We start from the raw sequence: 13,860 nt of genomic DNA on the forward strand, positions 1-13,860 counted from the left end.
GCGTAAAAACAATGAATAGCAGGAAGAAGCCCCAAGACTTGCGCAGCGCCAGATGGTTTGCACCTGATGATCTCAGAAGCTCGGGGCATCGCTCGCGCACCATGCAAATGGGCTACGCGCCCGAAGAATGGACCGATAAGCCCGTCATCGCCATCCTGAACACCTGGTCCGACGCCAATCCGTGTCATGCGCATTTCAAGCATCGCGTCGAGGATGTGAAGCGCGGCATCCTGCAGGCCGGCGGCTTTCCGCTGGAACTGCCCGCCCTGTCGCTTTCGGAAAGCTATGTGAAGCCGACGACCATGCTCTATCGCAACATGCTGGCGATGGAGGCGGAGGAGCTGTTGCGGTCGCATCCGGTCGATGGTGCCGTCTTGATGGGCGGCTGCGACAAGACCACACCCGGCCTCGTGATGGGCGCGCTCTCCATGGGATTGCCGATGATCTACCTCCCGGCCGGCCCGATGCTGCGCGGCAATTATCGCGGCGAATATCTAGGGTCCGGATCCGACGCCTGGAAATTCTGGGACGAGCGCCGCGCCGGCACCATCTCGGAGAAAGAATGGGTCGATGTCGAGGCCGGTATTGCCCGCTCCTACGGTCACTGCATGACCATGGGCACGGCAAGCACGATGACGGCAATCGCCGAAGCACTTGGCTTGACCCTGCCCGGCGCCAGCTCGATCCCCGCGCCGGACGCCAATCATATCCGCATGTCATCAACTGTCGGTCGACGTATCGTCGAGATGGTTTGGGAAGATCTGGTCCCCTCAAAGATCGTCACGCAGGCCGCCGTCAACAATGCCGTTGCTGTCGCGATGGCGACAGGCTGTTCCACCAATGCCGTTGTCCATCTGATCGCGATGGCACGCCGCGCCGGCGTCAATCTCTCGCTCGACGATCTCGACAAAGCCGGGCGCACGACGCCGGTGCTTGCCAATATCAGGCCCACCGGCAAGACCTATCTCATGGAGGATTTCTATTATGCCGGCGGTCTGCGCGCGCTGATGGCGAAGCTCTCCCCGAAGCTCGACCTTTCGGCGCTAACAGTCTCCGGTGTCACCCTCGGCGAAACGTTGGAGGGGGCGAAATGCTACAATGACGACGTGATCCGCTCTCTCGACAATCCGGTCTATCATGAGGGGTCGCTTGCGGTGCTGAAGGGCAACCTCGCGCCGACGGGGGCCGTCATCAAGCCGGCCGCCTGCGATCCGCGCTTTCACAAGCATCAAGGGCCAGCGCTCGTCTTCGACAGCTATCCGGAGATGAAGGCGGCGGTCGACGATGAAAATCTCGACATTACGCCCGATCACGTCATGGTGCTGCGCGGTGCCGGCCCGCAAGGCGGTCCCGGCATGCCCGAATGGGGCATGCTGCCGATCCCGAAGGCGCTTCTGAAGAAAGGGCACAGGGATATGCTCCGCCTCTCGGATGCCCGCATGAGCGGCACGAGCTACGGCGCCTGCATTCTGCACGTCTCGCCGGAATCGCATGTCGGCGGCCCGCTGGCGCTGTTGCGCAACGGCGATATCGTTCGTCTTGATCTCGAAGCACGCCGCATCGACATGCTTGTCGATGAGGGCGAGCTGCAGCGCCGTCGCGACGCCTGGGTCAAGCCGGCGGAAAAATTCGGCCGCGGCTATGGCTGGATGTTCTCGCGCCATGTCGCGCAGGCCGATACCGGCTGCGATTTCGATTTCCTGGAAACAAGTTTCGGCCCGACACCGGGCGAACCCGATATCTATTGATCACGAAGGATATATCGCATGAGCAGTTATGTGCTGAGCAACGAGACACGCGACAAGCTGATGGGCGTCGCAACACCCACGATCGCCACCGCGCTTTTCCGGCGCGGCCTGCGCAACCAGTTCATTCAGGATGTCCGGCCGCTTTCGCCGAAGAAGGCGAACATGGTCGGTCAGGCCTTCACGCTGCGCTATATTCCGGCGCGAGAGGACCTGAACACGCTCGAAGTCTTCCGCAACCCCGAGCATCCGCAACGGGCTGCAGTCGAGCAATGCCCGTCCGGTTTTGTGCTGGTCATGGATAGCCGAAAGGATGCGCGTGCCGCTTCGGCCGGTTCCATCCTGGTCTCGCGGCTGCAGGTGCGTGGCGTGGCCGGCGTCGTCACCGATGGCGGCTTTCGCGACAGCCCGGAAATCGCTGCCCTCGATATCCCCTCCTATCATCACCGCCCGTCCGCGCCGACGAACCTGACGCTGCATCAGGCGATCGAAATCAATGGCCCGATCGGCTGCGGCGACGTCGCGGTTTTCCCCGGCGACGTTCTCGTCGGCGACAATGAGGGCGTCATCGTCATTCCGGCGCACCTTGCTGACGAAATCGCCGATGAAACCGTCGAAATGACGGCCTATGAGGATTTCGTCACGGAAGAAGTGATGAACGGGGCGACCATCATCGGACTCTACCCGGCAACCAGCGACGCTCCGAAACAGAAGTTCGCGGAATGGCGGAGGCAGAAGGGTCGATAAGGCCGCATAGGTCACGCAGCCGGCGGATACGTCCGGCTGCGGTTCTCTTAATTACTCTTCCTTGACCAGCTTCAGAACGAGCTGCTGGAGATTGCCGCCATCGCTGAATTCGACCCTATCGAAATCGCTGTTGCGCTGCCGTTCCCTGTTGGAAATTTCGCCAAGCCGCTTTGTCAGTTCCACGCGGATCTTGCTGCATTTCGGATCGTCGGGCACGGAAAAGCCAACGCTCATGGTCTCGATTTCCTTGACCATGTCCTTGATGTAACCACCATGCACGCGCTCGTGCGCTTCGACTCCGGCGATGAATTTCTGCCAGCTTTTGCGGGTTGAAGCAGGCAGTTTCGCCGAGGGTTTCGGCAAAGTGTAGGTAATGATTAGCTTCGGTATGTTGACCGTGATCTTGCAGGCGCCGTCCGGCTGCAGCTCATATTTCCGCGTCCAGGTCAGCTTGAAATCGGTATGGGCAATCGCCCTCACCTTCGGCCCGAGCAATGGACCGCGCTCGCCGATGGAATCGTAGAGTTCGCGCCCCGATGTTCCGGTAATCGCATATGTCTTGGTCGTCTCCACCGCCTGCCACTCGGCATGGGCGGCCATCGGCAAAGAGGCAATGCACGTCACCGCTACCAGTAATCGAATGTCTGCCTTCACGAACGTCCCCTGCATGCCCTACTCAAGCGCGGCAAAGCTAGCGGGTGACCTCAGTTATTTCAATGAGCATCCATCTTCAGAATGCCGAGGCCGACAGCAACAGTTCCTCGGCATCCTCTCGCTCCATATCGAAGACCCGTTTGCCGATCGCGAAGCTGAAACCGTTTCGGGCGAAGGCCGATAGTTCCTTTGCCTTGCGCTTCTCATCGAGATCGCCGCGCCGGAACGGGCCGAAACCACGCTTCCTGGCAAAGATGACGGCGGAATGGAGATCGTCGACCTCCTCCACGGCCGCGACAACCGTTTCACCACTGATGCCCTTGGAAGCAAGCTTGAAGGCGATGGCTTTCTTCGATTTGCCGGAACGAACGGCCGAGCGCGTGCTGATCTCGGCGAAGGCAATGTCATCGAGCACCTTCAGTTCGTAGGCAAATTTGACCGCAAAGTCGGCAAGCGCCTTGATCTGCGTGTCGCTGATATCCTCGAACTTCTGCTTAGCCTTTTTGGCGATCGCATCGAACAGCTGCTTTTCCGTCATCATCCGGCGTTCGAGACGATAGATGGTGGAGTTGCGTGCCCAGGAAAGCATGCGGCTTGTCGGCATTTCATTCATGAAGGGAAGCATTCGGCGAGAGAAGAATCATCACGGAGAATTTTACGCAAGCAAGGCCACTCAGGCAACGAATGCGCTTGGTAATCATGGGATGATTGACTATGGTGTCTCTGCGGCCACGGCATTGAAACGCCGAGCGTCGAACCCCCATCGACGGTGGAGGCCGTCTCAAGCATTACATTTGCTATGGATCACGGAGCCTGCGGCTCTCCCGACCGCTTTGCCGATCGGGCACCAGCGCTCCGTTCAGAGGAGGCAGAAATGGATTATCGCAAGCTCGGCCCAAGCGGGGCCGTTGTCACGGCTTATTGCCTTGGCACCATGACTTTCGGCGCGGAAGCAGACGAGGCCGCATCACATAAACTTCTCGACGATTATTTCGCATGGGGCGGCAATTTCATCGACACCGCCGATGTCTATAGCGCCGGCAAGTCGGAAGAGATCATCGGACGCTGGCTGAAGGCTCGTCCAACGGAGGCGCGCCAGGCCGTGATCGCCACCAAGGGCCGCTTTCCGATGGGCAACGGACCGAACGATCTCGGCCTGTCGCGCCGTCATCTGAACCAAGCGCTCGATGACTCCCTACGCCGACTGGGCATCGAGCATATCGATCTCTATCAGATGCATGCCTGGGATGCCCTGACCCCGATCGAGGAGACATTGCGCTTTCTCGATGATGCCGTGCGTGCCGGCAAGATCGGCTATTACGGCTTCTCCAACTATGTCGGCTGGCATATCGCCAAGGCGGTCGAGATTGCCAAGGCGCGCGGCTATACGCGGCCGGTGACGCTGCAGCCGCAATATAACCTGCTCGTTCGCGATATCGAACTCGAGATCGTCGACGCCTGCCTCGATGCCGGCATGGGCCTGCTTCCCTGGTCGCCGCTCGGCGGCGGCTGGCTGACCGGCAAATACAGGCGCGACGAAATGCCGACCGGCGCCACGCGGCTTGGCGAGAACCCCAACCGCGGCAGCGAATCCTTTGCCCCACGCAACGCACAGGAGCGCACCTGGGCAATCATTGCCGCTGTCGAGGAGATCGCCAAGGCACGAGACGTGACCATGGCACAGGTAGCGCTTGCCTGGACGGCAGCACGCCCGGCGGTGACGTCAGTCATTCTCGGCGCCCGCACGCGTGAACAGCTTGCCGACAATCTCGGCGCCGCCAAGCTGACGCTGTCGGAGGCGGAGATGGATCGGCTGAACGAGGTCAGCGCGCCGCAACCTGCCGCCTATCCCTACGGCGAAAGCGGCCGAAACCAGCGTCATCGCAAGATCGAGGGTGGCCGTTAAGTGACATCCGGCGGCGAAGCATTTGCCTGCTTCGCCGCCGCTCGGGTCGCCTGCCACGTCAAACGAGCGGCGGGTTCAGTCTGGCGAAGCCTTCCTGACGCCGATAGGGAAAATAGGGATAGGGCGCCGTCATCTCACTGACCTTATCCAGCCTCTCGATCTGCTCTTTCGAAAGCGTCCAGCCGACCGCACCGAGATTCTGCCGCAACTGCTCTTCGTTGCGCGCGCCGATGATAACGCTTGCGACCGTTGGCCGGCTCAGCAGCCAGTTGATCGCGATCTGCGGTACGCTCTTTCCGGTCTCGCCGGCGATCTCATCCAGCACATCAACGATATCGAACAGCTTCTCATCATCGACGGGCGGGCCGAATGACGCTGTCTCATGCAAGCGGCTCTTTTCCGGCAATGGCTGGCCGCGACGGATCTTGCCGGTAAGCCTGCCCCATGCCAACGGACTCCAGACCAAGGCGCCGACGTTCTGATCATGCCCCAGCGGCATCAGCTCCCATTCGTAATCGCGGCCGGCGAGCGAATAATAGACCTGATGGGCGACATGGCGGGCATAGCCGTACTTGTCGGAGATCGCGAGCGATTTCATCAGTTCCCAGCCGGCGAAGTTGGAAGCGCCGATGTAGCGGATCTTTCCTGCCTTCACGAGGCCATCAAGGGTGGAAAGCGTTTCCTCGATCGGCGTCGAGGCATCGAAGGCGTGCAATTGCAAAAGGTCGATGTAATCTGTCCCGAGCCGGCGCAGGGCGGCGTCGACCGACCTGATCAATCGCGAACGCGAATTTCCCCAATCGGCCGGTCCCTCGCCCATCGGCAAAGCTGTCTTCGTCGAGATCAGCAAGGCATCTCGCTTACCCCGGATCGCCTCGCCAAGCACCTCCTCCGATGCGCCTGCCGAATAGACATCGGCCGTATCGAAGAGATTGACGCCGGCCTCCAGGCAGATGTCGACCATACGCCGCGCTTCCGCCGCATCCGTCGAACCCCAGGCGCTGAAGAGAGGCCCGCTGCCGGCAAAGGTGCCGGCGCCGAAACTGAGAACCGGAACGCGCAAGCCGGAAGCACCGAGATTTCTGTATTCCATGGTCTGTCTCCTATTGGTTCTTCAGATAGATAGACGCTCGGATGAAGGTGATATAGATTGCCGGAAAGAAACTGATTTATGATTTTAATTCATCATGAGCCGCCAAGAGATCAACCGCTCCGGTGAAATGGAAGTATTCGTGCGTGCCGTGGAACTCGGCGGCTTTACGGCTGCGGCCAGGGCCTGCCGCATGACGCCCTCTGCCGTCAGCAAGCTCGTCACGAGACTTGAAAAGCGCCTCGGTGCGCGTCTTATCCATCGCTCGACGCGACGGCTGCAGCTTACCCCAGAGGGATGTGCCTTCTTCGAACGTAGCGTCGCCATTCTTGCCGATATTGCCGAAGCCGAACGCCACGCATCGGCGGGAGAGCAGGTAGCCGGCCATATCCGCATCAACACCAGCGGCTCCTTCGGCAATCATGTGCTGGCTCCGCTCATTCCGGGCTTCATGGCGCTGCATCCTAATGTCTCGCTGGAGATCTTCCATACGGACCGGGTCATCGACCTGATGGAGGAGCGCGCCGACGTCGCAATCCGCGCCGGGCCGCTGAAGAGCTCCAGCCTCACGGCCCGCAAGCTCGGAGCGACGCGAAATATCATCGTCGCCTCGCCGGACTATCTGCGTAAGCATGGAACGCCTCACTCCGCCGCGGAATTGGCAAAACATTGCCGCATCAGCTTTAGCTATTCCAGAGCGATCGAAGGCTGGCCGCTGCTCATTGACGGCGAGGTTGCGACGGTACCGGCAGCGCGCAGCCTGCAGGTGGGCGACGGCGAAGCCATGCGGCATCTGGCGCTTGCCGGTGCCGGCCTGGCGCGGCTTGCCGCCTTCACCGTCAAATCGGATATTGTGGCCGGGCGGCTGAAGCCCCTGCTGGAAGAATTCAATTCCGGCGATATCGAGGAATTCCACGCCGTCTATATCGGCCAAGGCGGCCCCCTGCCAGCGCGCGTGCGTGCCCTGCTGGATTTTTTGCGCGAGAATGTTCACCTGTAAAAAGCGACGCGGCCGTCAGGGCCGCATCGTATCAGCTAAAACTCTCAGTCACCACGCCGATCAGGCTGACGGCTGCCGGGTCTTGCGCAGATAGGGCAATACCGTATCGAACGAGCCGAAGCGGGTAATGGCGTCTTCGTTGGAGACGGCGGCCGTGATGATGACGTCTTCGCCCTGCTGCCAGTTTGCCGGTGTTGCGACCTGATGCTTGGATGTCAGCTGGATCGAGTCGATCGCACGCAGGATTTCGCCGAAGTTGCGGCCTGTCGTCATCGGATAGGTAAGGATCAGCTTGATCTTCTTGTCGGGGCCAATGACGAAAACGGAACGGACAGTTGCATTGTCGGCCGGCGTGCGGCCTTCCGAGCTCTCGCCGGCACCTGCCGGCAGCATGTCATAGAGCTTGGCAACCTTGAGATCCTTGTCGCCGATCAGCGGATAGTCGACGTCGAAGCCGGTCGCCGTCTTGATATCGTTCTTCCAGCGACCATGGCTCTCCACGGGATCGACCGAGATGCCGATGATCTTGACGCCGCGCTTGCGGAATTCGCCTTCCAGGCCAGCCATGGCGCCGAGTTCCGTCGTGCAGACCGGCGTGAAGTTCTTCGGATGCGAGAAGAGCACGGCCCAGCCATTACCGATCCAGTCATGGAACTTAATCTCGCCCTGCGTCGTCTCGGCCGTAAAATCCGGCGCGATATCGTTGATGCGCAAACTCATTGCCTTACCTCCAAAGAACATGCCCCGGCGCGCGCTTGGGATGGCGGCCAAAAGGCGAGAAAAAAAATCCGTCGCACAATGGCGTCGAATGTCGGATATGAAAAGCCCTTCTTTCAAATGGACGCCGCGATTGCCGCTGAAAATCCCTGCGGCCTGCGATGCCTGCTGCGCGCCTTCAACATGTCCAGAAAGCGGTAACCACCCGCCCAGCGCCCGTAACCGCTTGCTATGTTGATATGTCCTGCAAGGCCGATATTGCGAACATCTGAATTCCAAAGCCGTCCGAACATGCCGAGCCGGTCGAGGCTCATATAGATGTCGTTCAAGCTCCCGACCGTCATGCTGGGAAAAGGCAGCGTATCGGTCGGCATGGTACCGAAGGACAGATGTCCGGCATGCAGGGCTTCCGTCACGGGAATATCGCAGGGCGCTACGAGCAGTGCACCTTTGACCCTTCGCGCAGCCTCGCGGCCAGCCAGCCTCGCCGTCAACACGCAGCCCAGGCTGTGGGCGACGATATAGGCTTCACCGGCCTCTTCCAGCGCGGCTTCTAATTTCTCCATCCAACTGCCGAGATTGGGAAAGTCCCAGTCATCCTGCTCGACAAGCCGAACGTCGCGATGATCCTGCAGCCAATAGCGCTGCCAATGCCCCTCGCCCGAGCCGAAAAGGCCAGGCACAATCAGTACTCTGGTCATGTAAGCCTCACGAGAAAGATCGAACACAAAGCTTGCGACAGGACATCAAAAGCACATCTCCCTTCAATGCCAAGGCGCAGGGGATGTACACCAATAGTAGATCTCGTAGTCGCGCGCGGAGAGCTCTCGCTCGACGGACTCGGGCCGATCGACCGACTGGATGCGTCCATCCGCATCCCGCAACGCGCGCCCAGCGAAAATCGTCTTCAGGCGGCTAATGACATTCCATTTCATGTAACCCTCCATTTGGTTGATAGATCCGAGGCGGTCGAAGGCAATTTGTCCATCAGCCCATCATTCGGCCGCAGCCAGCACCCTTACCGAATGCGGGAAGAAAGCCGAGAGCTCACCGACCACTTCATTGATCCGGTTGGCCAGCGGTTCCGAAGAGACCTTGTAGTCGGTAAAATCACGATCAGACGCATAGACAGCGGTTGGCAGGGTGTGTGCCATGAAGAAGCCGAAGAGCGGCCGCAGCTGATGTTCCACCATCAGCGCGTGCCTGTCTCCGCCGCCTGTCGCGGTGATGATGATCGGCTTGGCGCGCAACTCGTGTGGATCGATAAGATCGATCAGATGCTTGAACAGCCCGGGATAGGATCCTTTGAACGTCGGCGAACCGATAATCAGCGCATCCGATGAGACGATATCGTCGATCACACTTTTCGCCTGGTCGTCGAGCTCCTTGCGCCACTGAGCGGCGCCAAGGGACGCACCAACATCGTGCAGATCATAGACCTTGCTTGAGAAGCCATATCGCTCAATTGCCAAATCCGCGACGGTCTGGACCAGCGCGTAGGTCTTCGACGGCCTGTTGAAGCTGCCGGCAATGCCGACGAGTTTGGGCGCACTCATTCTCATCCCTTCCGAAGATCGCATGCATTTTCGATAATGCAAATATTGTCCATAAAAATAGTAGATTAAAAGAAACAGCGATCTCTGAAGGCATGGGAATTGGAAAATCTCTTTCTACGTTGGAGCCAGCTGGACAGGGCGCAAAAATGCCACCCGGCTGAAGGATTGGACGACAAGCTTGCGTCTTTCAAAAGTGCCGCGGACGCCAAATGGCGGCTGGAATGGGATGGGTTGTCCTGCCGAAGCATTGCAGGAGGCGTTGCCGCAAAGAAGCGGTTCATTTCTCTCCCAGATTGTCGAAAAAGCCGGCTTCTCCGGTACACCGATAATGGGCAGGGTCCGTCTTTTCAGTCGCGTGGCCAAGGCTCGTCTTGCCACCGGTGACGTCCATGACTTCGTCAAAGTCGGCAATATCGGAATCCTCGAACGGCTTCTTCACCGTATTCCCGGCATTGTTGACGACGATATCGACCGGGCCGTGCGTCTCCTCGACTCCGGCGGCGAAGGTTTTGATCGACGCAAGATCGCGAAGCTCGAGCTGTGCGGCTTTCGCCAGGAGGCCAATCGACGCCGCAGCATCCTCAAGGAGATCCGGCCTGCGGCCAGCCAGTACCACCTCAGTGCCGGAGGCGGCGAGGCAACGCGCGATCGCGAGGCCCAGTCCACTGCCTCCGCCAGTCACCAGCGCGCGCTATCCGTCCAGTCGGAACGCACCATGCCAGTCGGGAAGCGCTGTTGGAGATTTCATGGATGCTTGCGTATTCATCTTTCGACAATGACCTTCAAAACGTCACGGTTCTTGTCCCAAAAGGGCAATGCACCTTCCGCCTCGGCGAAGGGTATGATCTTGGAAATGAGCGAGGCGGCGCGGTCGCCGATCGTCTCCAGATAAGCGATCACTGCATCGAAATCGGACCTGGTCGCGTTGCGCGAGCCCATGATATCCAACTCCTTGAGATTGAACATTTGTGTCTGATAGGTAACGGGAGCCTTGGCGTAGCCGACGTAGACGACGCGCCCGCAAAAACCGGCAAGATCGATCGCCTGACGAAAGGTTTCCGGAAGACCGACGGCCTCGAAGGCCACATCGACGCCCTGGTCATCAGTCAGTTCAACAATGCGCGCAGCGACATCTTCCGTGCCGGCATCGATTGTGTGGCGCGCTCCGAAGCGTTGTGCCAGCGCGGTCTTTTCCGGGCTGAGATCGACGGCAATCACCTCGGCTCCGCGCGCAACGGCTCCGATGACCACGCCCATACCAATCATGCCGCAGCCCAGCACGACGATGCGATCACTCGACGAAACGCGGCCGCGCGCCACCGCATGGAAGCCTACCGACAGCGGCTCGACCAAAGCAAGAAAGCGAGGATCGAGCGTGTCGTTCAGGATCACCTTCTCCGCGGGAAGAACGATCTCTTCGGCAAGCCCGCCATCCTGCTGCACGCCAAGCGTGCGGTTGTAGCGACAAGCATTCACGCGACCCTTGCGACAGGAAGAGCAAGTACCGCAACTGGTATAGGGAAGAACGATGACGCGCCGCCCCGGTTGATAGGCGGACGAAACGCCCGCCCCTGTCTCGATGATCTCGCCACCGATTTCGTGCCCTGGGATGCGCGGCAGCTCCACCAGCGGGTTGAGGCCTCGAAACGTGTTGAGATCACTCCCGCAGATGCCGACATGGCGGACGGCGATACGGACATCGCCTTCTCCGAGCTGCGGGCGGGCGACATCGGTGAAACGGCTGACACCTTCACTTTCGATCAACAGGGCTTTCACGTGACGATACCTTTCCGGTTTGGGGGCGTGAACCGGACGCTTGCACCCGGTTCGCTGGAAACAGATCAGTTCAGGGTAGCGATGTCGGCCGGCAGGTCGGCGCCATAGGCGCCGACGACTGTCTTCAGCGTCGCCGAGCCGCTGGTCCGTGCGATCGCGCAGAACGTGCCCAGCACAAACCCCACGATAGTTGCCGCCACCGAAAGCCGAATCGTCAGCCAGGCGCCTTCCGCAAACTGATCCCAATAGGGAAGCAGGCCCTCGAAATCAAAAGTGTAGCTCATGCGACACCATCTTCCCGGCAGCGCCAATGAGCAACGAGATATGCTGGTCTCATCCCCGAGCTATCCTCCTTAGCTTGAGGCGGATTCTACACGGTTGAGGCGATCGATTTAAAGTGGTATTTTTTGTTTAAAAAACCAACGAAACCAAATCGGCATGCGTTCTGAAAACCTCTTCAAACGGCAGTTCAACGAGTTCCTGCGCCACGTACAATCGGTCAGTCACGGCCACCCTCTTGGCTCGGAACGTGAGATCGGCCGAACCCTCGGCACCAGCAGAACGACGGTCCGCAAGTGCCTAGCGGCCGCGATGGAGAACGGCCTTCTATCCAAGGACAGGATAGTGCTGCGGCAGGCAGAACCATCCGAGCTCTATGCCGAAGCGGAGACCATCCCGCCGACATTGATCGTCGAGCGCGCCTTCCTGACCTGGATACTCCAATCCGATAGCGGTCCGGGCCAGGCGATCAATGCGCTTCAGCTCGCGCGGCAATTCGGCGTGTCGACGACGACGATCCGCGAGTTTCTGCAGAGCTTCCGGCATTTTGGCCTGATGGAGCGCGAAGCCGGCGGCAAATGGGTCTTCCGCGGCATGACCCTGGAATTCGCCAACGAGCTTTCCGATATCCGCGAAATTTTCGAAATGCGGTCCGTCATGCGCTTTGCGGAACTCGATGACAGCGACCCGAGCTGGAACGCGCTGCGCAGACTGCGCACCGAGCATCTCAAGCTGCTGGAGACGATCGAGACCGATTATCACCGGTTCTCGCTCCTTGACGAGCAATTGCATCGCTTGATCAACAGCGCTTCCAGCAATCGCTTCGTCACCGAATTCTACCACGTTATCTCGCTGATTTTCTTCTACCATTATCAATGGAACAAGAAAGACGAGCGCATTCGCAACGAAGCGGCTGTCTATCAGCATCTGGCTTATATCGATGCGATTCTCTCAAGGGACCAAAGGAAAATTAGCCAGACCTGCACGGCACATCTGAGCGAGGCGCGCCGGACATTGCTTGCAAGCATTAGCCGGGAAACTTGACATCGGAATTCGAGCATACTGCCGGAGCGAAGGAAATGCGTGCGGTTGGCGGCACCGCCAATCGCACCGGCAACCCTGCCCGAAATCCGACCTGCTACTGAAGGGTCAAGCCCGACCTGATGTGGGCTCTTGCGGCGTAGGGATCGACAATGGAGAGCGCGCGGCTAAGAGCCTCGGCAAATCCATTGAGCGAAATGACGTAGCTCACATCACGACCCGTATCGGTCGCCGCCAGCATCACGCGGAGGCTACGCCGTCGCCGCAGGTTGGCAATCATGGCTGCATCGAGCTTCAGCTCGACCGGACAGCCGCGCGAAGAAGCCGCACCGATCGGCTGAGCCAGACCCAAAGCAGCTTCGTCACCCCGCGGCAACCGCCCGCTCCGCAGATGCAGCCCCAGCGGCAACGCCAATATACCCCTCAGGCTTCCGCCGTCGGGAGTAAGTTCGATCGAAAGCACTGGCGCGTTTGTCTGCAGATCATACAGCGTATAGGAAATCGCATAATGTGGCCGCGCTTGATCGGCGGTTCCCTGATTGACGATGGTAAGCGTCCAGTCGCCGTAACGCTCCTGCAATGTGCCTGAACCGGCGGCGATAGTAGTCCGGCCAGCCATCACAATCCTCCGCTCGGTCGACTTGCCAATATGGGCAAGCGCCTATCGGCACGCCTTATGAGCGCGAACAGCGCTATCCCATTCATCTCTGCTCCCCGCAACATTATGCGCCCCACCTTACCCCTCGGCCCTCAAAACCCGAGGTTATTTCGACAACAATAGCGTTAATTTTATGCTATTGCATCATATAATTTATGTAGCGATAAGAATTACACTTTCATCACGTTCAATCGCCATAACCTTCGTCAGCCTTAGTAAGGTATTTTTGTAGACTATACATAGGATCTATGATTCCGAAATATCTCTTTCAATTTGCATTATTAATTGTTACTTCAATTTCACTTATATTGAAAATAGAAATTACAGACAAAAGAGGTTTGAATGATATTGCAAAAGCCGCTCACGAATGGAGCGAGGCTGGCCCGCGGTCATTTGAATGACGGCTCCCAGAAAGACTGCATTGACAATCTCTCTCGCCGCCCCGGTGACAGCAGGATCAGCGGCAGCGGCTTTTCCGGCGAAACGCTGGTCGCCAACGATCCCGGCGGCAACGTCAGCAGCCTCGGCTCAGGTCCGTTCTGGCAGATATTGTGAAGCTGATACCGAGCAGGTTGACGGCGTGATGCTTCTCAAGGGTAACGCGCCGACAGTAATTAGGCCGGACCCGGCTATTTTGCCGGCGGCAAGGAGACGTAAAGAATGAAGCCAACCATGTTACGATCAGGCCTTT

The 13,860-nt window shown here is 59.0% G+C and carries 17 protein-coding genes; 6 read left to right on the forward strand and 11 right to left on the reverse strand.

From position 1 onward, the window contains the following. The first annotated feature begins 11 nt into the window (after positions 1 to 11). Positions 12 to 1,748 carry an L-arabinonate dehydratase gene (gene araD / locus AC13RC_RS16130; protein ID WP_488557758.1) on the forward strand — a complete coding sequence of 579 codons (1,737 nt, stop codon included), beginning with the start codon at positions 12 to 14 and terminating at the stop codon, positions 1,746 to 1,748. 18 nt (positions 1,749 to 1,766) lie between these two features. Further along, complete coding sequence (locus AC13RC_RS16135) at positions 1,767 to 2,492, forward strand: ribonuclease activity regulator RraA (protein WP_488557759.1); 726 nt, start codon at positions 1,767 to 1,769, stop codon at positions 2,490 to 2,492. Between the two features lie 51 nt (positions 2,493 to 2,543). On the opposite strand, the gene AC13RC_RS16140 is transcribed toward AC13RC_RS16135, so the two are convergent. Then, positions 2,544 to 3,092 (reverse strand): DUF922 domain-containing Zn-dependent protease, encoded by a 549-nt coding sequence (locus AC13RC_RS16140; RefSeq protein ID WP_488557779.1) that lies wholly within the window; start codon positions 3,090 to 3,092, stop codon positions 2,544 to 2,546. Positions 3,093 to 3,222: 130 nt separating this feature from the next. Then, a complete protein-coding gene (recX, locus tag AC13RC_RS16145; protein WP_488557760.1) occupies positions 3,223 to 3,759 on the reverse strand; it encodes a recombination regulator RecX in 537 nt (178 codons plus the stop codon). Between the two features lie 261 nt (positions 3,760 to 4,020). Here recX and AC13RC_RS16150 point away from each other — a divergent pair, with 261 nt between their 5' ends. Beyond that, positions 4,021 to 5,052 carry an aldo/keto reductase gene (locus tag AC13RC_RS16150; RefSeq protein WP_488557761.1) on the forward strand — a complete coding sequence of 344 codons (1,032 nt, stop codon included), beginning with the start codon at positions 4,021 to 4,023 and terminating at the stop codon, positions 5,050 to 5,052. A 58-nt stretch (positions 5,053 to 5,110) separates the two neighbouring features. Here the strand turns inward: AC13RC_RS16150 and AC13RC_RS16155 are convergent, their stop codons facing one another. Then, positions 5,111 to 6,145, reverse strand: a complete 1,035-nt coding sequence (locus AC13RC_RS16155) for an aldo/keto reductase (RefSeq protein WP_488557762.1) — start codon at positions 6,143 to 6,145, stop codon at positions 5,111 to 5,113. Between the two features lie 94 nt (positions 6,146 to 6,239). Here AC13RC_RS16155 and AC13RC_RS16160 point away from each other — a divergent pair, with 94 nt between their 5' ends. Then, complete coding sequence (locus AC13RC_RS16160; RefSeq protein ID WP_145318346.1) at positions 6,240 to 7,142, forward strand: LysR family transcriptional regulator; 903 nt, start codon at positions 6,240 to 6,242, stop codon at positions 7,140 to 7,142. Positions 7,143 to 7,202: 60 nt separating this feature from the next. Here AC13RC_RS16160 and AC13RC_RS16165 read toward each other — a convergent pair whose 3' ends face one another. The 7 genes from AC13RC_RS16165 to AC13RC_RS16195 form a co-directional block, all read right to left on the reverse strand. After that, a complete protein-coding gene (locus AC13RC_RS16165) occupies positions 7,203 to 7,862 on the reverse strand; it encodes a peroxiredoxin (RefSeq protein ID WP_069614590.1) in 660 nt (219 codons plus the stop codon). Positions 7,863 to 7,975: 113 nt separating this feature from the next. After that, positions 7,976 to 8,560, reverse strand: coding sequence for an RBBP9/YdeN family alpha/beta hydrolase (locus AC13RC_RS16170; protein WP_488557763.1), 585 nt, complete (start codon positions 8,558 to 8,560; stop codon positions 7,976 to 7,978). Positions 8,561 to 8,623: 63 nt separating this feature from the next. Continuing rightward, on the reverse strand, positions 8,624 to 8,794 hold the full coding sequence (locus AC13RC_RS16175; RefSeq protein WP_156090746.1) for a hypothetical protein: 171 nt from the start codon (positions 8,792 to 8,794) through the stop codon (positions 8,624 to 8,626). A gap of 60 nt (positions 8,795 to 8,854) precedes the next feature. Continuing rightward, positions 8,855 to 9,415 (reverse strand): FMN reductase, encoded by a 561-nt coding sequence (gene msuE / locus AC13RC_RS16180; RefSeq protein ID WP_488557764.1) that lies wholly within the window; start codon positions 9,413 to 9,415, stop codon positions 8,855 to 8,857. A gap of 277 nt (positions 9,416 to 9,692) precedes the next feature. After that, complete coding sequence (locus tag AC13RC_RS16185) at positions 9,693 to 10,097, reverse strand: SDR family oxidoreductase (RefSeq protein WP_488557765.1); 405 nt, start codon at positions 10,095 to 10,097, stop codon at positions 9,693 to 9,695. 80 nt (positions 10,098 to 10,177) lie between these two features. Then, entirely contained in the window at positions 10,178 to 11,191 is a 1,014-nt protein-coding gene (locus AC13RC_RS16190) for a zinc-binding alcohol dehydrogenase family protein (RefSeq protein ID WP_488557766.1), read from the reverse strand. 65 nt (positions 11,192 to 11,256) lie between these two features. After that, on the reverse strand, positions 11,257 to 11,475 hold the full coding sequence (locus tag AC13RC_RS16195; protein WP_488557767.1) for a hypothetical protein: 219 nt from the start codon (positions 11,473 to 11,475) through the stop codon (positions 11,257 to 11,259). 154 nt (positions 11,476 to 11,629) lie between these two features. On the opposite strand from AC13RC_RS16195, the gene AC13RC_RS16200 reads away from it, so the two are divergent. Continuing rightward, positions 11,630 to 12,514, forward strand: a complete 885-nt coding sequence (locus tag AC13RC_RS16200) for a GntR family transcriptional regulator (RefSeq protein WP_488557768.1) — start codon at positions 11,630 to 11,632, stop codon at positions 12,512 to 12,514. Between the two features lie 94 nt (positions 12,515 to 12,608). Here AC13RC_RS16200 and AC13RC_RS16205 read toward each other — a convergent pair whose 3' ends face one another. Continuing rightward, the gene (locus AC13RC_RS16205; RefSeq protein WP_488557769.1) at positions 12,609 to 13,130 is read right to left on the reverse strand and encodes an invasion associated locus B family protein; all 522 of its coding nucleotides are present in this window, start codon (positions 13,128 to 13,130) and stop codon (positions 12,609 to 12,611) included. A 381-nt stretch (positions 13,131 to 13,511) separates the two neighbouring features. Here AC13RC_RS16205 and AC13RC_RS16210 point away from each other — a divergent pair, with 381 nt between their 5' ends. After that, positions 13,512 to 13,724, forward strand: coding sequence for a hypothetical protein (locus AC13RC_RS16210; RefSeq protein ID WP_488557770.1), 213 nt, complete (start codon positions 13,512 to 13,514; stop codon positions 13,722 to 13,724). Positions 13,725 to 13,860: the final 136 nt, after the last annotated feature.

The organism is Martinezella sp. CNPSo 3890 (assembly GCF_057784455.1).